Origin of the sequence: Agromyces sp. CCNWLW203, from assembly GCF_036576125.1 — a bacterium.
In the GTDB taxonomy this organism is placed as follows: domain Bacteria; phylum Actinomycetota; class Actinomycetes; order Actinomycetales; family Microbacteriaceae; genus Agromyces.
Map to the genome: position 1 here is coordinate 19,273 of NZ_JAZHYX010000002.1, position 17,225 is coordinate 36,497.

A 17,225-nucleotide genomic window follows, 5' to 3' on the forward strand; every position below is an offset into this window, starting at 1 on the left:
GTGGTCCTATGGACGAATTCTGGGCGAATGCGATCTGGTCGCTGGCGCCGACCGTGCTCATCGGCCTCATCTTCTGGTTCGTGATGCGCGCGGTGATCCACGCCGACCGCAACGAGCGCAAGGCCTACTCCCGCATCGAGGCTGAGGAGCGGGCCAAGCTCGCCGAGCACCGACCGGCAGCCTGACCGGCATGACGTCGGAGCAGACGGCGCTCCTCTTCGCCGGCATCGTCGTCGTCTTCGACCTGATCATCCGCGTGACCGCGATCATCGTCGTGCCGCGCAACCGCCGCCCGACCGCGGGCATGGCGTGGCTCCTCGCGATCTTCTTCCTCCCGTTCATCGGGGTGTTCTTCTTCCTGCTCATCGGAAACCCGAAGCTGCCGAAGCACCGCCGTCAGAAGCAGGCAGAGGTCGACCGCTACATCCGCGAGTCCACCCACGGCGTCGAACGGGTCAGCGACCCCGGCCACTGGCCCGGATGGTTCGAGGGCGTCGTGCGGCTGAACCGCAACCTCGGCTCGATGCCGCTCATCGGCTCGAACAGCGCGAGCCTCATCGGCGACTACCAGGGGTCGCTCGATGCGATGACCGACGCGGTTCGCGGTGCCAAGCGCTACGTGCACGTCGAGTTCTACATCCTCGCCCTCGACGCCACCACGGCACCGTTCTTCGACGCCCTCGGCGAGGCGGTCGCGCGCGGCGTCGACGTGCGCCTCATGCTCGACCATGTCGCGTCGTTGCGCGTGAAGGGCTATCGCACGACCCTCAAGCGACTGACGGAGATGGGCGTGCGGTGGCAGCTCATGCTTCCGGTGCAGCCGCTGAAGGGCAAGTACCAGCGGCCCGACCTGCGCAACCACCGCAAGATCCTCGTCGTCGACGGCGACGTCGGCTTCATGGGATCGCAGAACATCATCGATCGCAGCTACAACAAGCGCAGCAACATCCGTCGAGGCCTGAAATGGAAGGAACTCGTGACGCGCGTCGAAGGCCCGATCGTCGCGGGACTCGACGCCATCTTCGCCACCGACTGGTACCTCGAGACCGGCGAGGAGCCCGAGCGCGACCTCGCGCTGCTGCTCGACCAGCCGGGCGAGGCTCAGGACCTCGACTGCCAGGTGGTGCCGAGCGGGCCGGGGTACCCGAACGAGAACAACCTGAAGCTCTTCCTCGCGCTGCTGTACGCCGCCGAAGAGCGCATCATCATCACGAGCCCGTACTTCGTGCCCGACGAGGCGATGCTGCGCGCGATCAGCGGCGCCACCCAGCGCGGCATCCACGTCGAGCTCTTCGTGTCGGAGATCGGCGACCAGGCCCTCGTGTACCACGCGCAGCGCTCGTACTACGAGGCGCTGCTGCGCGGCGGCGTCAAGATCTACATGTACAAGGCGCCGTACATCCTGCACTCCAAGCACTTCACGATCGACGACGACGTCGCGGTGATCGGCTCGAGCAACATGGACATCCGCTCGTTCGAGCTCAACATGGAGATCTCGCTCCTCGTGCGCGGGGCCTCGTTCGTGCGCGAGATGCGCGCCGTCGAAGACGGCTACCGCCGCGACAGTCGTGAGCTGACCCTCGACGACTGGATGAAGCAGCCGCTGCGGTCGACGGTGCTCGACAACCTCGCGCGGCTCTCCTCGGCGCTCCAGTAGTCGGCGAGCGGATGCCGCGGCCGCGCGCCGGCCGTCGCGTCGCGGGCTGCTCGTACGAGGCGCGCTAGTTGCGCGGCTTCAGGTGCACCGTCGGCAGCTCGGGTGCGGGCAGCGGCCCGCCGTCGTACCCCGCCACGTGGCCGAACCGGCCGTCGGGATTGTCGCGGCCGACGACGTCGGCCTGCCACTGGCGGCGGAACTCCACGATCTCGTCGTGGCCCCGGCCGATGAAGTTCCACCACATGACGAGCGCCTCGTCGAACGGCACGCCGCCGAGGAGGATCACGCGCACCGGGGCATCCGCTGCTCGGAGTCTCACGCCCTCGTGACCGACCGGCAGGTAGCCGAGCTCGCTCCGCTCGAGCGCGGCGGAGCGGCCGGTCTCGGCGAGCGGTACGAGGCGGTCGTGGTCGTCGGCTTCGCCGTCGAGCGCCGCGACGGTCACGCCGACCGGGCCGAGGTCGACGAGCAGTCCGTGCTCGAACGAGGGGTCGAGCTCGATCCAGGCCTCGCCGCCCGCCGGCAACTCGATCTGGGCGCCGACGAGGGGAGAGAAGAGCGAGACGGATGACTCGGCCGAGACGCCGGGCAACGACCCGGCGAAGACGCGCACGACGGCGTCGTCGACGGCGATCTCGTCGATCTCGGCGTGCTCGAAGAACGGGGCGACGTGGCGAGCGGCTTCGGGCAGGGCGACCCAGAGCTGCACGCCGTGCAGCCGGGTGGTCGCGGGGGTCGACACCTCGGAGTGCGAGATGCCCCGCCCGGCGGTCATCAGGTTCACTGCACCGGGGCGCACCATCTCGTGGCTGCCGGTGCTGTCGCGGTGCTCGATCTCGCCCTCGAAGAGCCAGCTGACGGTCTGCAGGCCCGTGTGCGGGTGCGGCGGCACGACCATGCCCCCGGAGACCGTGACGTCGTCGGGGCCGTAGTGGTCGGCGAAGCACCAGGCGCCGATCGTGGTGCGGCCTCGCTGGGGGAGCGTGCGGCGCACGTTCATCGCGCGCGGGCCGCCGAGCGGCACGTCACGGGGCTGCAGCACCACGATCGCCGGGTCGGCTGCGGCCTCGGGCGGGCAGAGCAGTTCAGCCGGGTCTCGTTCGAGGTTGCTCATGCTGCGAATTCTATGCGCGGCGCCCGCACACGGGGCGGGGTCGGCCACTAGCATGACGACATGGCTCCTTCGCTGCGTCTTCGTCGTGCCGGTCTGCTCGCCCTGGCGGTCTCATCGGTGTTCCTGCTGTCGGCATGCAACCCGCCGTCGGGCGCTGCCGAAAACTTCCCCGGCGTGCCGACCGACGCCGACGCCGACGTGGTCGACGTCGACTCGGGCCACGACGACGCCGGTGACGACGAAGCCCACGACGAAGCGGAGACGCCCTCGTACGAAGACGGTCCCGTCGTCGTGTGGTGGGCCGACGGCGGCCAGCTCGCCCTCACGATCTCGGGCAGTTCGACGTGTCCCCCCATCGGCGACCAGATCCGCGTGCTCGAGCCGGCCGGCGAGGGCAACCGCGTCGCGATCGACCTCGTCGAGCGGCCCGAGAACGAGGTCTGCACGATGGACCTCGTGCCGCACACGACGCTGTTCTGGACTCCGACGACCGTCACGACGACCGAGCCGCTCCTCGTCGAGGTCGCCGGCGAGGAGATCGAGGTTCCCGTCAAGTAGACGGGCAGTTGTACCCCGATCGAACCCGCTGCTGTACCTCGAATCGGAAATGGCCCCTGAACTGGGGTAAGACGTTCGACCCTCGAACCTTAAGTGAGGGATCCTTCTTCACTATCGTTGCGTCCACGTGCACCGTCCACCCGGGACGGCGACCCGACACGTGAGGACGATTCTTCGTGCCCAGAAGCAAACTGACGGCTGCCGCCGCCATCGCCGCATTGTTCGGCGCACTCTTGACACCCGCATTGCTCGCTGCGCCGGCCTCGGCGGCGACCCTCCAACCGGGTGGCCTCCAGACCGGCTTCGAGATCGACGGCAACATGACGCTGGAAGGGGCCGCTCCCGACGAGACCGATTGGGACAGCATCCTGGCGCCGCTCCCGGCGGAGGGGACCTCGGACTTCCTCGGCGCGGCCCCGTACACGACAGACCAGGGATTCGAGTCGACCGGCATCGTGTATGCGACGCGCGGCTGGGACAACGGCGCCTCCGACCTCGCATGTACCGGCAGCGACCTGACGGGCGCACCCGGGTCGCAGAAGCAGAACGACAACCCCTGGGCGCCGGCGCCGGCAAACGTCAACGCCAAGGACGACGCCTGCACCGGCGGCGCGGCGTACGAGGTCGTCACCGATGACCAGGGCGTCGAGCACGTCGTGCTCTACATGTACTGGACGCGGCTCGACGGCTCGGGCGACATGAGCAGCTTCCAGACGTTCGAGGGCCCCGAGGCAGGCCGCTGCGACGACTTCGCGGTGGAGTTCGACTACGACTCGGCGAACGACACCACCACCGCCGGAGCACTGCGGTGGCTCGCGGCCGACGGCGACTGCACCGACCCCGACGGGCCGGGCCTCTGGGTGCCGACCGCGCAGGACCTCGAGTACGAGGCCGCTGTCGGAGCGCGCATGGAGGGCCCCGGGCCGCTGCCCGGCGAGCCGGGCACGTTCGGCGAGATCGCGGTCGACCTTTCGAGCGTGGGCCTCTTCGACGACGAGTCGTGCGAGGGCTTCGCGACCGGCATCGGGTTCACGCGCACCGGCAACTCGCCGACCGCCGAGATCATCGACTTCTTCCAGCCTCAGAACCCGCTCGTCATCACGAACTGCGGTGCCCTGAGCGTCACGAAGCTCTCCGACCCGCAGGGCATCACCTCGACCGACGACTTCGCCTACACGGTGGAGCGAGCGGGCGGCGGCGACATCTATCCCGACCAGACGGCGATCAACGAGAGCCTCCGCATCGGAGAGACCGATGTGTGGCCCGACGTGTTCGCGGGCGACGACTACACGCTCAGCGAGGTCATCGGCGACGGGCTGCCGTGGGCGCAGCTCTCGATCAGTTGCCAGATCGACGACCGCATCATCGAGCTCACCTCGCCCGACGACGAGTTCCCGGTCGAAGAGGGCAACGTGACCGCGTGCCAGATCGTCAACACGACCTCGTGGGTCACGGTCGAGAAGCAGACCCTGCCCGACGGCGCCGCTCAGGTCTTCGACTTCACCGTCGGCGACACCGAAGTGCAGCTCGCCGACGGCCAGATCAGTGCGCCGATCTACTACGTGCCGGGCACCGAGGTGCCGGTCAGCGAGACCGTGCCCGCCGGGTGGAACCTCACCGACGTGACGTGCACCCCCGCCGGCACGGCCACGGCCGACGGCGAGACCGTGACCACGGTCGCGGGCGAGGGCGTGCACTGCGTGCTCACGAACACGCAGAACGGCGAGATCATCGTTCACAAGATCGTCGACGGCCCGCAGGGCGCCGTCTTCGAGTACACCGGCAGCTGGCTCGAGGACCCGTCGACGTTCACGATCGACGCGACCGACGGATCGGGCGACAGCGAGACCTACTCGGTCGAGCCCGGCAACTACGATCTCACCGAGACGGCGCTCGAGGGCTACGACACGACGAACCTCGTGTGCGTCGACCCCGATGGCGGCTCCGGCGTCGACCCGGCCGACTTCTCGGCCGTGCTCGACGTCGACCCGGGCGAGCTCGTCGAGTGCACCTACACGAACACGCAGCGCGGCGAGATCCGCGTCGACAAGGACACCATCCCTGCCGAGTGGGACCAGGACTTCGACTTCTCGGTCGTCGGCATGGACACCGACGAGCAGTTCACGCTCAACGACGCGTCCGACGACGAGGCGAACCCGTGGAGTTCGGGACTCATCGTGCCCGGCGACTACACCGTCGCCGAGGTGCTGCCCGAGCACTGGGAGCTCGACTCGATCAGCTGCGGCACCCCGGAGGGTGCGTCGACCGACGTCGTGCTCGAGCCGGGCGCGGTCGTCACCTGCGTGTTCACGAACCGCGCGCTGCCCGGCTCGGTCACGATCGAGAAGAGCGTCGGCGGCGTCGCCGACGGCTTCGAGTGGGCGTTCGACCTCACGATCTCCCCGGTTCCCGGTGCCCAGGAGGGCACCCAGACGGTGACCGGCGCCGGCGAGGCATCCGACAGCGTCACCTGGACCGACCTCGTGCCCGGCGAGAACTACACGGTCTTCGAGACCCCGGTCGACGGCTGGAACATGGGCGACATCACCTGCACGGGCGCCGACGGCGCGCTCACCGACCTCAACGGCGACGCACCCGGCTTCGAGTTCGTGGCCGAGATCGACACCGAGATCGACTGCGCGCTGACGAATGAGGCCGTGCCCGGCGAGATCGAGGTCACGAAGTCGGCTGTCGGGGGCGACGGCACCTTCGACTTCGAACTGACCCCGCTCGATGCCGAGGGCGCGCCAGCGGGCGAACCCGTCGTCGAGAGCGTCACGACCGAGGGCGGCGAGGGCACCGCGGTGTTCGAGGGCGTCCTGCCCGGCGGCCGCTTCTCGCTCGCCGAGGTCGACCCCGGCGAGGCGTGGGTCGCTGGTGAACTGGCCTGCACGGTCGACCCGGTCGGCGAGGCCGGCCCTTCGCCGATCGATGCGAGCGACTTCACGGTGCAGCCCGGCGACCTCATCGCCTGCGACATCGAGAACCTCGCGCGTGGCCCGCTCACCATCGTCAAGACGGTCGACGGCCCGGCCGTCGACAATGGCGACGGAACGTGGGACGTCTCGTACACGGTCACGGTGACGAGCGAATCGGCCACCGACGAGTCGTACGACCTCACCGAGAAGCTGAAGTTCGGCAACGGAATCACGCCGACCTCGGCCGAGATCACCGGCCCCGAGGGCATCGCCATCAACCCCGGCTGGAACGGCATCGACGACATCGCGGTCACGACCGCGCTGCTGCCGGCCGGCGGTGAGCACGTCTACGCCGTCGCGGTGACCGCGAAGGTCGCGTCGAACGTGAGCTCCGACGAGGCCGACTGCGCGGTGGCCTCGAGCGATGAGGGCAGCGGCACGCTGAACTCGGCCTCCATCGAGTTCTGGAACGGTTCGGCGTCGAGCGAGGATTGCGCACCGATCACTCCCGAGCAGCCGTCGCTGCCGGCCACGGGTGTGAGTCTCGCGGCCGGCTGGGTCGGCCTCGCGGTGATCGCCGCTGGTGGCCTGCTGCTGTTCCTCCGCCGTCGCCGTCAGATGACAGCGAAGTAGCGCCGAGCACTGCGCGGTGGGCCGTCGGGGGAGACCCCGGCGGCCCACTTCACGTTGGCGGGCGGTTGCGACGGAGCACGAGCAGGTCGCCGATCTCGCAGTCGAGCACTTCGCAGACGGCCTGCAGCGTCGAGAAGCGGATGGCGCGGGCTCGGTCGTTCTTCAGCACGCTGAGGTTGACCACGGAGACGCCGACGAGTTCGGCGAGGCGCGCGAGCGTCATGTCCCTGGCGGCGAGCAGTTCGTCGAGCCTGCAGTGCACATCGGATGCCTCGTCGGGCTCGGCCGGCGCCATCAGACGAGCCCCTCGGTGTCGCGCTGCAGTCGCTCGCCGACCGCGAAGACGGTCGCGGCCGTCGCGGCGATGAACGTCAGCAGGATGAGCGGAAACAGCTCGACCGACATCACCACGTTGTCGAAGGTGCGGTCGCTGAGCACGGCGAAGGCGCCGTTCGCGACCATGTTGCCGAAGAACGGCACCGCGAAATACCCCACGATCCCGGTGAAACCGGCCGTCGTGACGAGCACCGTGTTGGTGCGACCGAAGACGATGCTCCGGCTCACGTTCCAGGCGAGCCAGACGAGGCAGGCCACGACGCTGACGACGACGACGGCCAGGATGAGCTGCTGGATGACGAGCGCGGCGAGTGATGCGGCGGGCAGCGACGGTGCGGTGATGATCCCGCTGTCGAGTTCGATCGCGATGGGCGCGCCGTTCACGCCGATCGGCGCGTCGGCGGTCGTGCCCGCGAACTCGGCCGGCACCGCGACATCCTGATTCGGCAGCACCTCGATGATGCGCGCGACGGCCGACCAGACCGCCCAGGCGGCGATGCCGACGCCGGCGGCCATGAAGATCCACAGGGCCACGGCGTCGCTGCGCTTGACGGCGGGGGTGGGGATGGTGGTCGCGCTCATGATCTCCCTAACGTTTATCGATAACAACGATAAACGATACGGTAGGGCGATCGCGCGGCGGTGTCAACCGACCGGCGCGGTGCGCCCACGGCGAACAGGGCCCCACGCGGCATCCGCCTTGTTTACGCTCTTCTTAACGGCGCCCCTACCCAGCGGGGTCGTGAGGAGTAGAGCATGTTCGAGAGATTCACCGACCGAGCCCGTCGTGTCGTCGTCCTGGCCCAAGAAGAGGCCAAGATGCTCAACCACAACTACATCGGCACCGAGCACATCCTGCTCGGCCTCATCCACGAGGGTGAGGGCGTGGCCGCCAAGGCCCTGGAGTCCCTCGGCATCTCGCTCGACGCCGTGCGCGAGCAGGTCCAGGACATCATCGGCCAAGGGCAGCAGCAGCCGACGGGGCACATCCCGTTCACGCCGCGCGCCAAGAAGGTGCTCGAGCTCTCGCTCCGCGAGGCGCTGCAGCTCGGCCACAACTACATCGGCACCGAGCACATCCTGCTCGGCCTCATCCGCGAGGGCGAGGGCGTCGCCGCCCAGGTGCTCGTGAAGCTGGGCGCCGACCTCAACCGCGTGCGCCAGCAGGTCATCCAGTTGCTCTCGGGCTACCAGGGCAAGGAGCAGGTGCAGGTCGGCGCGAACGAGCAGACGACCCCGCAGGGCGGCTCGCAGATCCTCGACCAGTTCGGCCGCAACCTCACGCAGGCCGCTCGCGAGTCGAAGCTCGACCCCGTGATCGGGCGCGAGAAGGAGATCGAGCGGGTCATGCAGATCCTCTCGCGTCGCTCCAAGAACAACCCCGTGCTGATCGGCGAGCCCGGCGTCGGCAAGACCGCCGTCGTCGAGGGCCTCGCGCAGGCGATCGTCAAGGGCGAGGTTCCCGAGACGCTCAAAGACAAGCAGCTCTACTCGCTCGACCTCGGTTCGCTCATCGCCGGCTCCCGCTACCGCGGTGACTTCGAAGAGCGCCTGAAGAAGGTCACGAAAGAGATCCGCACGCGCGGCGACATCATCGTCTTCATCGACGAGATCCACACCCTGGTGGGTGCCGGTGCCGCCGAGGGCGCAATAGACGCCGCTTCGATCCTGAAGCCGCTCCTCGCTCGCGGCGAGCTGCAGACGATCGGTGCGACCACGCTCGACGAGTACCGCAAGCACTTCGAGAAGGATGCCGCGCTCGAGCGCCGCTTCCAGCCGATCCAGGTCGCCGAGCCCTCGCTGCCCCACGCGATCAACATCCTCAAGGGGCTGCGCGACCGCTACGAGGCGCACCACAAGGTCTCGATCACCGACGGTGCGATCGTCGCCGCGGCGAACCTCGCCGATCGCTACATCTCCGACCGGTTCCTCCCCGACAAGGCGATCGACCTGATCGACGAGGCCGGAGCGCGCCTCCGCCTCTCGATCCTCTCGAGCCCGCCCGAGCTGCGCGAGTTCGACGAGAAGATCGCCGTCGTCCGGGCCGCGAAAGAGACCGCGATCGAGGAGCAGGACTTCGAGAAGGCCGCGTCGCTCCGCGACGAGGAGAAGAACCTCCTCGGCGAGCGTCTGCGCCTCGAGAAGCAGTGGAAGTCGGGCGACGTCAAGACCACCGCCGTCGTCGACGAGGGCCTGATCGCCGAGGTGCTCGCGCAGGCCACCGGCATCCCCGTCTTCAAGCTCACCGAAGAGGAGTCCTCGCGACTCGTCTTCATGGAGAAGGCGCTGCACGAGCGCGTCATCGGTCAGGAGGAGGCCATCTCGGCCCTCGCCAAGACCATCCGCCGCACCCGTGCCGGCCTGAAAGACCCGAAGCGCCCCTCGGGCTCGTTCATCTTCGCCGGCCCCACGGGCGTCGGCAAGACCGAGCTCGCCAAGGCGCTCGCCGAGTTCCTCTTCGACGACGAGGCGGCGATGATCTCGCTCGACATGTCGGAGTACGGCGAGAAGCACACGGTCTCGCGCCTGTTCGGTGCCCCTCCCGGATTCGTCGGCTTCGAAGAGGGCGGCCAGCTCACCGAGAAGGTGCGTCGCAAGCCGTTCAGCGTCGTGCTCTTCGACGAGATCGAGAAGGCGCACCCCGACATCTTCAACTCGCTCCTCCAGATCCTGGAGGAGGGCCGGTTGACCGATGGCCAGGGCCGCGTGGTCGACTTCAAGAACACGGTCATCATCATGACGACCAACCTCGGCACGAAAGACATTTCAGGCGGCCCCGTCGGCTTCCAGCTCGAGGGCGACTCCCGCACGGGCTACGACCTCATGAGTGGCAAGGTGAAGGAGGAGCTGAAGAAGCACTTCAAGCCCGAGTTCCTGAACCGCGTCGACGAGATCATCGTCTTCCCGCAGCTCTCCAAGCCCGAGCTGCTGCAGATCGTCGACCTGTTCATCAAGCGGCTCAGCGAGCGCATGCTCGACCGCGACATGACGATCGAGCTCACCCAGCCGGCCAAGGAGCGGCTCATCGAGGTCGGGTTCGATCCCTCCCTCGGAGCCCGTCCGCTGCGCCGCGCGGTGCAGCACGAGGTCGAAGACCGCCTCTCCGAGAAGATCCTGCACGGCGAGCTCAACTCGGGCGACCACGTGCACGTCGACTTCAAGGACGGCGAGTTCCTCTTCACCACGACGCAGCGCGAGCTTCCCGTCGCGGTCGGCGTGAACACCGCCGCCGCGATCGGCACCGGTCCCGTGAGCCCCGACCTGGCGGCCGCGTCGGGCGAGTAACCGGCACACTTCGAAGGGCGGATGCTGCGGCATCCGCCCTTCGTCGTTCCCGCGGCGGCAATACGATGGCAGGATGACCGAGTTCCACGTGCGCCGCGCACGCACGAGCGATGTGCCGAAGATCATCGAGCTGGTGGAGCCACTCGTGCAGCGACGCATCCTGCTCGGCAAGGAGCGCGTCGACCTCTACGGTGCCGTGCAGGAGTTCCGCGTCGCGGAGACCGATGACGGCCGTCTCGTCGGCGCCGGCGCCCTGCATGTCATGTGGGAGGATCTCGGCGAGGTGCGCACCCTCGCCGTCGACGACGCGTGGCTCGGCCACGGCGTCGGCCACGCGCTGCTCGCCACGCTCGAGGCGGAGGCCCGCGAGCTCGGCCTCTCGCGGCTCTTCTGCCTGACCTTCGAGACCTCGTTCTTCGGTCGTCACGGCTTCGTCGACATGGGCGCCGAGACCGTCGACCCCTCGGTCTACGCCGAGCTCGTGCGCTCGAACGACGAGGGCGTCGCCGAGTTCCTCGACCTCGCTCGCGTCAAGCAGAACACGCTCGGCAACACGCGCATGCTGAAGCACCTCTGACGGCCGGCGTCGCCCGGGTGGCTCCGCGCGTCCGCACGCGTCCACAGGTGGTCGCTCCTGCCGTGCTGCGGCTTCGCTGAGACGAGATCCGGCACGCCGAGCGGATGCCGCCGGCGCACGCATCCGGGCCGTACCCTGTGTGCATGTCGACGAACACACCGACCGGGCGGCAGTCTCCGCAGGTGTACCGTCGTCGCCGCATCGTCGTGCTGATCGGCCTGCTCGCCGTGATCATCGCGATCGTGCTCGTCATCGTGCGGCCGGGGGCGAGCCAGGGCGAGGAGCCCGGGGCGTCGCCGAAGCCAGAGCCGTCGGCGGTGCCCGAGACGACCTCCATCCCGACGGAGCCCACCGCGGCCGACGGCGACCCGTGTGCGCCCGAGAAGATCCTGGTCGAAGCCGTCACCGACAAGTCGTCGTACGAGCCAGGGGAGCAGCCGCAGCTGTCGGTCACGATCACCAACACCGGCAAGAACGTGTGCGTGCTGAACGCAGGCACGAAGGCGCAGGTCTTCACGGTCACGAGCGGAACCGAGCAGTACTGGACCTCGACCGACTGCCAGGTCGACGCCATCGACGCTGAGGTGTCGTTGACCCCGGGCACGCCGGTCAGTTCGAGCGTGCCGATCATCTGGGATCGCACGTACTCGTCACCCGAGACCTGCAGCGGCGCGCGCGAGACGGTGCCTGCGGGCGGCGCGTCGTACCACCTCGCGGTGACGGTCGACGGCTTCGCCTCGGCCGAGCAGAAGCAGTTCCTGCTCTACTGAGCAGGGCTCTGACGGCCTCCCGCCCGGCTCCCGCCCTGCTGCCCGTGCGGGTAGCCGGCGAAGGCCTGGGTCGTACCCGCCGGCGGGTCGAAGCGCACGAGCGCGTTGGCCGCTTCGAGTGACGGCGCCGACGACATGAGCTGCTGATCGGCCGGGTCGAGTGCCCACTTGACGACGAGGTACACGTCGCCGCGCTTCACGTCGCGGTAACGGCGGATGATCGCCTTCGGCAGGGCCGGGTCGTTGCGCATGCACAACCAGGTGTCGCCGTCGAACCGGATCGGCTTCGGGAGGCTGCTGGGCACTGGGCTCCTTCGGAGAGGAGCGCGCCGGCCCGCGCGGTTGCTTCGATGGTACGAGCGCCCGGCGACATGATCGCAGGGCAGGATTCTGATGAATGCGCCGGCGCCGTGGGGTCTACGAGAACGCCGTCGTCTTCGTCGACACCTCGGACCCTCACGGTCCGGCACAGACATCTTAGGGCGCTTTCCTCGGAACTCCACATCCGAGTTCGGCGGTGCCGCGAAACAGGCGAGCGGATGCCTCGGAGTGCGCCGACGGCGGACGGAGGCGGGCGCCGAGGCATCCGCTCGGTACCCTTGAGGAATGGCAGGAAAGGCACGACGGAAGCAGGCGGCCGAGCCCGTGGAGTTCCGCTCGCAGGCGCTCGCAGAGGCGCTCGAACGGCAGGACATCGCGGCGGTCGCGCTCGCACTGCGCCACGGCAACACCGTGGTGCCGCTCGTGAAGCCGGGGCCGCGCGACAAGCCGCTCGACGGCGGCGAGGTGTGGACCTACCGCGACCCGAAGACGGGCGACGTCGCGCTGCTGCTGTTCAGCGACGCGGCGAACAAGCCCGAGAACCTGCCGCCCGCGGTGGGACTGCAGAGCCCGGCTTGGCTGCGCACCTTCCTGAAGCGGCACGAGTCGACGATCACGACGGTGTTCCTCGACATCGCAGGGCCGCATCCGATGCAGGCGCCGCCGGCCGAGCTGCTCAAGGCGCTCGAGGCGTAGCTCGAGAGGCGCGCGCCGCGCCCGGGTCTGCGGCACGTCATGGCGCGCCTTCGCGTCGCGTGCAACGCTCAACGGTATCGGCACGCGAACACCCGGTCGCCCGCCGACTTGACCCTGCACCGTGGTGCAGGGTCGACACTGACGGGATGACCGCAACCTCAGCTTCAACCTCAGCCTCCGCTCGCCGCCTGTCCGACGATTCCTTCGCTCGCGTTCGATGGGGTCGGGCGGGTGCCGTCTACGACCTGATCGTGACCGTCGGGTTCGCCACGCCGTTCACTGCGCCGCTGCTGCTCGCGCTGACCCGATCCCTGCACGATGCGCTCGACCTGCCGGGTGCGCAGCTGCCAGAGCTCGACCCCACCGCGCTCATGTTCACGAGCATGTTCGGCACCGCCGTTACCATGTGGGCGATCGCCCGCATCCTGCGGCCGGAAGCCCGGTTCATCGCGATCGACACCGTCGGGCGCGCGGTGTTCTCACTCTGGATGATCTGGGCACTGTTGAATGGGCAGAGCGCGACGGTCGTCGTGTTCCTGATCGGGGAGGTGACATGGCTGATCCTGCAGCTCAGCGGACTGCTCCGCCTTCGTCGGCGCTGACGGCCGGCCTGCTGACAACGGGCCCGCTCGCCGGCGCCTCCGGGGTCGCGGTGAGCACGCTGCGGTTCTACGAACGGCAGGGGCTGCTCGCGCCCGAGGGCCGTTCGAGCGGGGGCTACCGCCAGTACTCGCCCGACGCGGTGCGGCGGGTGCGATTCATCAGGCGCGCCCAGGAGCTCGGCTTCACCCTGCGCGAAGTGCGCGAGGTGCTGGCGCTCTCCGACGAGCCCGAGCGCATCGTGCTCGACGATGTCGCAGATCAGGTCGCCGACAAGCTCGCCGAGCTCGATCAGCGCATCGCCGACTTGCGCGGCGTGCGTGCCGCGCTCGCCCTGCTGGTCGAATCGGGCCCGCTGCATCCGACGTGCCCGGTGATCGACGCCATCGCCTGAGGCTGCGCGGTGCCGGACCTGCCGGCCTGGCGCCTGCAGAACGCCGTCAGAAGGCGGCGTCGAGCTCCCGCTCCCGCGGGCCGGTCGAGGCCATCATGGCGCGCTGCACGGCGGCGTGCACGCTGCCGGCCTCGACGTCGAGGATGGTCGTGTAGCCGAGCCGTTTGGCCTCGGCACTGCGCTGCTTCGCGGCCGTCACGGGGCGCACTTCGCCGGCGAGGCTGATCTCCCCGAACGCCGCGAGTTCGTGCGGCACCGCGCGGTCGCGCATGGCCGAGGCGATGGCAACGGCGATGGCGAGGTCGGCACCGGGCTCGGCGAGCCGAACACCGCCCACAGTCGAGACGTAGACGTCGTGGTCGCCGAGGGTCTTGAGCCCGGCGCGGCGCTCGAGCACGGCGATGATCATCGCGACGCGCGACGGGTCGACGCCGTTGACCACCCGCCGGGGTTGCGGCGCCTTCGTGGAGACCACGAGGGCCTGCACCTCGACGGGGAGTGCCCGGCGGCCCTCGAGTGCGACGGTGACGCACGTGCCGCTCACAGCGCTGCGGCCGCTCGAGAGGAAGAGGCCGGAGGGGTCGGGCACCTCGGCGATGCCCTCGCCCGTCATCTCGAAGCAGCCGACCTCGTCGGTGGGGCCGAAGCGGTTCTTGAGCGCGCGAACGAAGCGAAGCGCCGTCTGCCGGTCGCCCTCGAATTGGCAGACGACATCGACGAGGTGCTCGAGCAGGCGGGGCCCGGCGATCGAACCGTCTTTCGTGACGTGGCCGACGAGCAGCACGGGCAACTGCCGCTCTTTCGCGACTCGGATGAGCGTCGAGGCGACCTCGCGCACCTGGCTCGGCTGCCCGGGCAGGCCGTCGGAGAGCGAGGAGGACACGGTCTGAACCGAGTCGACGATGAGCAGGGCGGGCCGGATGGCGTCGACCTGCCCGAGGATCGTGGCGAGATCGGTCTCAGCGGCGAGGAAGAGCTCGCTCTGCAGCGCGCCCGTGCGGCCTGCCCGAAGCCGCACCTGCGCCACCGACTCCTCGGCCGTGACGTAGAGCACGCGCCGGCCGCTCGCAGCGACGCGGGCAGCGACCTCGAGCAGGAGCGTGGATTTGCCGACGCCCGGCTCGCCGGAGAGCAGGATCGCGGCGCCCGCGACGATGCCGCCGCCGAGCACGCGGTCGAACTCGCCGATGCCGCTCGGGCGGTGCGCCGCGTCTTCGGTCTGCACGTCGAGGATCGACCGCGCGGTGCGGGCCTCGCCGAGCTGCACGGCCTGCACGGCGCGCACGATGCCGGTGGCCTCGGCCACGTCGACGACGGTGCCCCACTGCTGGCACTCGCCGCATCGGCCCGCCCATTTGAGGGTGCTCCAGCCGCACTCTGAGCAACGGAAGGTCGAGGTGGAGCGGGCCATGCCCCGAGACTAGCCGCGGCCCCCGACAGTGAGCGCTCCGGCGCGCTCGCCGGCGCGCGTGACGACGCGGGCGAGCCCGGGACGGAAGGCCTCGGCCCAGACCGCGTAGCCGTGATCGTTCGGGTGGAACATGTCGCGCGCGAACTGCGTCAGGATGCCGCGGAGGCCCTGTCGTCGGGTCGCCTCGTGGAGCGGCGCCACGACGAGTCCGTGCTCACGGGCGGCGGCGCGCAGCATCCGGTTCGCCTCGGCGACCTTGCGCTCGTTCTGCGGGAAGTAGAAGCACGGCAGGTCGGCGACGACGGCGTGCAGCGGCAGCTCGGCGAAGATCGAGCGGATGTTCCGCTCGAATCGCACCGGGTCCCACTCGGCGATGTCGTTCGCGCCGATCGAGACCGTGACCACGTCGGGCCGGAGGCTGCGGAGGTCGCGGAACCGCGGCAGTTGGTCGCGCACCGCGAGCGAGGTCGTCGCGCCCGAGACGCTGAGGTTCACGACCCGGATGCTGCGGCCAGTCGTCGCGCGCAGCTGATCGGCGATCTGGCCGACGTAGCTCCGATCGGGACGCGAGGCGCCGATGCCCTGGGCGGCGCTGTCGCCGATCGCGACGTAGAGCAGCTCGCCTTCGGCCTTCGCATGGTCGCGCCACCACTTGGAGTGCACGGGCAGGGTCTCGTTCAGAGTCGACCGATTCTCGCGCACCCGCTCGCGGAACGGACGCACGCCGTACGTGCCGAGCACGGTCGACGCGGCGAGCCGGGCGCCGGCCGTGAGGCTCTGGCGCGGCGCGTCGCTACGGGAGAATGAGGAGACGGTCACGAGCAGAACGTATTCCTGCACGCTTCACGTGAGCTGCATGCCGGCTGAGCGTCGGCTGAGGCATCCGTTCGTTTTTGTTCTTGCGGCGTCGTCGTCTACGATTGTCCTCGGTACCGTGTCCGAGCGGCCGAAGGTGCAACTCTCGAAAAGTTGTGTGGGTGAAAGCCCACCGTGGGTTCAAATCCCACCGGTACCGCCAAGGAAAGCCCCTGACTCGTCAGGGGCTTTCTACTTTTCAGGCGGTCTCGACCGACGGTTCGGCCGTGGGAATCGGGGTGTCCTCTGCGCCGTCCTGCCAGAGGATGGCAGTGATCCGCCAGCCGGCCGGCGTGCGCACGAAATGTGTCGCCTTCCGGCCCCAGCCATCAGCAGGCCGGCCGTCGAGTGTGCCGGTCTTGCTGTACAGGCTCCAACGCTGCGCGATGTCGCCGAAGACCTGTGTGTCGGCGGTGACCTCCCGCTCGGAGAATCCCAGCAGGCGCCCGCCCGTCAGGAGCACCTCTCGTGGCTCGATGAAGCTCTCGACGTCGTACCGGTTGGTCGCCCCGTTCGCAGCAACCGCGACGATGACGGCGCCGGGCAGGAACAGCTGTCGAAGCCCTGCGAGATCGACCGGCTTCAGGTCGGATGACGAGAACGCGGAGAAGAAGGCCAACGCGATCCCGTCGAGCTCCGTCTCATCGCGCGCCAGCTGATCAATGGACATTCGGCCTCCGATATCGACGTCGCATCCTCGCCGGGCAGTCGCCCGTCGCGCGATGAGTAGTATATTACTCGCCCATCGACGGCACACCGGCAGATTCGGCCTCCCGCTCCTCACGGGAGTGCACGAGCTTCAGCCCGATGACGCACGCGATGATGCCGGCGAGGAAGAGCACCTTCAGTACGCTCGCCGATTCACCGCCGAATGTGATGGCGTAGGTCACGGTGAGCGCTGCCCCGAGCCCCGTCCAGACGGCGTAGGCGGTGCCGATCGGGATGCCGCGCATCGCGAAGGCGAGGCCCGCCATGCTGCCGATCAGCGCGACGAAGAACACGATCGTCGGAACGAGGTTCGAGAACCCCTCGGAGTAGCCGAGGGCGGTCGCCCACACGGCTTCGAGCACGGCGCTGACGATGAGGATCGGCCAGTACAT

The 17,225-nt window shown here is 69.0% G+C and carries 18 protein-coding genes and 1 tRNA gene; 11 read left to right on the forward strand and 8 right to left on the reverse strand.

The genetic code is table 11. The features are described 5' to 3' along the window. Nucleotides 1-8: 8 nt before the first annotated feature. Entirely contained in the window at nt 9-185 is a 177-nt protein-coding gene (locus VPH61_RS05700; RefSeq protein ID WP_056011093.1) for a hypothetical protein, read from the forward strand. A gap of 5 nt (nt 186-190) precedes the next feature. After that, nucleotides 191-1,657 carry a cardiolipin synthase gene (gene cls, locus VPH61_RS05705; RefSeq protein ID WP_332062563.1) on the forward strand — a complete coding sequence of 489 codons (1,467 nt, stop codon included), beginning with the start codon at nt 191-193 and terminating at the stop codon, nt 1,655-1,657. A 64-nt stretch (nt 1,658-1,721) separates the two neighbouring features. Here the strand turns inward: cls and VPH61_RS05710 are convergent, their stop codons facing one another. Beyond that, complete coding sequence (locus VPH61_RS05710) at nt 1,722-2,771, reverse strand: pirin family protein (RefSeq protein ID WP_332062564.1); 1,050 nt, start codon at nt 2,769-2,771, stop codon at nt 1,722-1,724. A 60-nt stretch (nt 2,772-2,831) separates the two neighbouring features. Here VPH61_RS05710 and VPH61_RS05715 point away from each other — a divergent pair, with 60 nt between their 5' ends. After that, on the forward strand, nt 2,832-3,329 hold the full coding sequence (locus tag VPH61_RS05715; RefSeq protein WP_332062565.1) for a hypothetical protein: 498 nt from the start codon (nt 2,832-2,834) through the stop codon (nt 3,327-3,329). A 176-nt stretch (nt 3,330-3,505) separates the two neighbouring features. Then, nucleotides 3,506-6,880 carry a prealbumin-like fold domain-containing protein gene (locus VPH61_RS05720; protein ID WP_332062566.1) on the forward strand — a complete coding sequence of 1,125 codons (3,375 nt, stop codon included), beginning with the start codon at nt 3,506-3,508 and terminating at the stop codon, nt 6,878-6,880. A 49-nt stretch (nt 6,881-6,929) separates the two neighbouring features. Here VPH61_RS05720 and VPH61_RS05725 read toward each other — a convergent pair whose 3' ends face one another. Together VPH61_RS05725 and VPH61_RS05730 are read right to left on the reverse strand one after the other, a co-directional pair. Further along, complete coding sequence (locus VPH61_RS05725; protein ID WP_332062567.1) at nt 6,930-7,175, reverse strand: helix-turn-helix domain-containing protein; 246 nt, start codon at nt 7,173-7,175, stop codon at nt 6,930-6,932. Further along, nucleotides 7,175-7,798, reverse strand: coding sequence for a hypothetical protein (locus tag VPH61_RS05730; RefSeq protein WP_332062568.1), 624 nt, complete (start codon nt 7,796-7,798; stop codon nt 7,175-7,177). The genes VPH61_RS05725 and VPH61_RS05730 overlap by 1 nt, the downstream gene beginning before the upstream one ends. A gap of 174 nt (nt 7,799-7,972) precedes the next feature. Between VPH61_RS05730 and VPH61_RS05735 the strand changes: the two genes are divergently transcribed. The 3 genes from VPH61_RS05735 (at nt 7,973) to VPH61_RS05745 (ending at nt 11,848) form a co-directional block, all read left to right on the forward strand. Next, the gene (locus tag VPH61_RS05735) at nt 7,973-10,501 is read left to right on the forward strand and encodes an ATP-dependent Clp protease ATP-binding subunit (RefSeq protein WP_332062569.1); all 2,529 of its coding nucleotides are present in this window, start codon (nt 7,973-7,975) and stop codon (nt 10,499-10,501) included. A gap of 73 nt (nt 10,502-10,574) precedes the next feature. Further along, nucleotides 10,575-11,078 carry an amino-acid N-acetyltransferase gene (locus tag VPH61_RS05740; protein WP_332062570.1) on the forward strand — a complete coding sequence of 168 codons (504 nt, stop codon included), beginning with the start codon at nt 10,575-10,577 and terminating at the stop codon, nt 11,076-11,078. A gap of 143 nt (nt 11,079-11,221) precedes the next feature. Further along, a complete protein-coding gene (locus VPH61_RS05745; protein WP_332062571.1) occupies nt 11,222-11,848 on the forward strand; it encodes a hypothetical protein in 627 nt (208 codons plus the stop codon). Here the strand turns inward: VPH61_RS05745 and VPH61_RS05750 are convergent. Beyond that, on the reverse strand, nt 11,842-12,153 hold the full coding sequence (locus VPH61_RS05750) for a hypothetical protein (RefSeq protein WP_332062572.1): 312 nt from the start codon (nt 12,151-12,153) through the stop codon (nt 11,842-11,844). The two genes, VPH61_RS05745 and VPH61_RS05750, sit on opposite strands and share 7 nt — an antisense overlap. Before the next feature lie 301 nt (nt 12,154-12,454). Between VPH61_RS05750 and VPH61_RS05755 the strand changes: the two genes are divergently transcribed. The 3 genes from VPH61_RS05755 to VPH61_RS05765 all read left to right on the forward strand — a co-directional run bounded on the left by VPH61_RS05755 (nt 12,455) and on the right by VPH61_RS05765 (nt 13,859). Next, entirely contained in the window at nt 12,455-12,865 is a 411-nt protein-coding gene (locus VPH61_RS05755; protein WP_204458582.1) for a dehydrogenase, read from the forward strand. A 146-nt stretch (nt 12,866-13,011) separates the two neighbouring features. Then, entirely contained in the window at nt 13,012-13,467 is a 456-nt protein-coding gene (locus VPH61_RS05760) for a hypothetical protein (RefSeq protein ID WP_332062573.1), read from the forward strand. After that, nucleotides 13,419-13,859: a heavy metal-responsive transcriptional regulator gene (locus tag VPH61_RS05765; RefSeq protein WP_332062574.1), complete on the forward strand. Its 441-nt coding sequence runs from the start codon at nt 13,419-13,421 to the stop codon at nt 13,857-13,859. The genes VPH61_RS05760 and VPH61_RS05765 overlap by 49 nt, the downstream gene beginning before the upstream one ends. A gap of 46 nt (nt 13,860-13,905) precedes the next feature. Here VPH61_RS05765 and radA read toward each other — a convergent pair whose 3' ends face one another. Both radA and VPH61_RS05775 read right to left on the reverse strand, forming a co-directional pair. Next, on the reverse strand, nt 13,906-15,270 hold the full coding sequence (gene radA / locus VPH61_RS05770; protein ID WP_332062575.1) for a DNA repair protein RadA: 1,365 nt from the start codon (nt 15,268-15,270) through the stop codon (nt 13,906-13,908). Nucleotides 15,271-15,279: 9 nt separating this feature from the next. Beyond that, nucleotides 15,280-16,089 (reverse strand): SGNH/GDSL hydrolase family protein, encoded by an 810-nt coding sequence (locus VPH61_RS05775; protein ID WP_332062576.1) that lies wholly within the window; start codon nt 16,087-16,089, stop codon nt 15,280-15,282. Between the two features lie 109 nt (nt 16,090-16,198). On the opposite strand from VPH61_RS05775, the gene VPH61_RS05780 reads away from it, so the two are divergent. Further along, a tRNA-Ser gene (locus VPH61_RS05780) sits at nt 16,199-16,288 on the forward strand. Between the two features lie 36 nt (nt 16,289-16,324). Here the strand turns inward: VPH61_RS05780 and VPH61_RS05785 are convergent. Both VPH61_RS05785 and VPH61_RS05790 read right to left on the reverse strand, forming a co-directional pair. Further along, nucleotides 16,325-16,795: a DUF4440 domain-containing protein gene (locus VPH61_RS05785; protein ID WP_332062577.1), complete on the reverse strand. Its 471-nt coding sequence runs from the start codon at nt 16,793-16,795 to the stop codon at nt 16,325-16,327. Between the two features lie 64 nt (nt 16,796-16,859). Then, nucleotides 16,860-17,225, reverse strand: coding sequence for a DMT family transporter (locus VPH61_RS05790; protein WP_332062578.1), 366 nt, complete (start codon nt 17,223-17,225; stop codon nt 16,860-16,862).

Bases quoted from the DNA above. Each gene is read 5' to 3' on its own strand.
- VPH61_RS05700 (WP_056011093.1), top strand. From the start codon at position 9: ATGGACGAATTCTGGGCGAATGCGATCTGGTCGCTGGCGCCGACCGTG.
- cls (WP_332062563.1), top strand. From the start codon at position 191: ATGACGTCGGAGCAGACGGCGCTCCTCTTCGCCGGCATCGTCGTCGTC.
- VPH61_RS05710 (WP_332062564.1), bottom strand. From the start codon at position 2,771: ATGAGCAACCTCGAACGAGACCCGGCTGAACTGCTCTGCCCGCCCGAG.
- VPH61_RS05715 (WP_332062565.1), top strand. From the start codon at position 2,832: ATGGCTCCTTCGCTGCGTCTTCGTCGTGCCGGTCTGCTCGCCCTGGCG.
- VPH61_RS05725 (WP_332062567.1), bottom strand. From the start codon at position 7,175: ATGGCGCCGGCCGAGCCCGACGAGGCATCCGATGTGCACTGCAGGCTC.
- VPH61_RS05730 (WP_332062568.1), bottom strand. From the start codon at position 7,798: ATGAGCGCGACCACCATCCCCACCCCCGCCGTCAAGCGCAGCGACGCC.
- VPH61_RS05735 (WP_332062569.1), top strand. From the start codon at position 7,973: ATGTTCGAGAGATTCACCGACCGAGCCCGTCGTGTCGTCGTCCTGGCC.
- VPH61_RS05740 (WP_332062570.1), top strand. From the start codon at position 10,575: ATGACCGAGTTCCACGTGCGCCGCGCACGCACGAGCGATGTGCCGAAG.
- VPH61_RS05745 (WP_332062571.1), top strand. From the start codon at position 11,222: ATGTCGACGAACACACCGACCGGGCGGCAGTCTCCGCAGGTGTACCGT.
- VPH61_RS05755 (WP_204458582.1), top strand. From the start codon at position 12,455: ATGGCAGGAAAGGCACGACGGAAGCAGGCGGCCGAGCCCGTGGAGTTC.
- VPH61_RS05760 (WP_332062573.1), top strand. From the start codon at position 13,012: ATGACCGCAACCTCAGCTTCAACCTCAGCCTCCGCTCGCCGCCTGTCC.
- VPH61_RS05765 (WP_332062574.1), top strand. From the start codon at position 13,419: ATGGCTGATCCTGCAGCTCAGCGGACTGCTCCGCCTTCGTCGGCGCTG.
- radA (WP_332062575.1), bottom strand. From the start codon at position 15,270: ATGGCCCGCTCCACCTCGACCTTCCGTTGCTCAGAGTGCGGCTGGAGC.
- VPH61_RS05785 (WP_332062577.1), bottom strand. From the start codon at position 16,795: ATGTCCATTGATCAGCTGGCGCGCGATGAGACGGAGCTCGACGGGATC.
- VPH61_RS05790 (WP_332062578.1), bottom strand. From the start codon at position 17,225: ATGTACTGGCCGATCCTCATCGTCAGCGCCGTGCTCGAAGCCGTGTGG.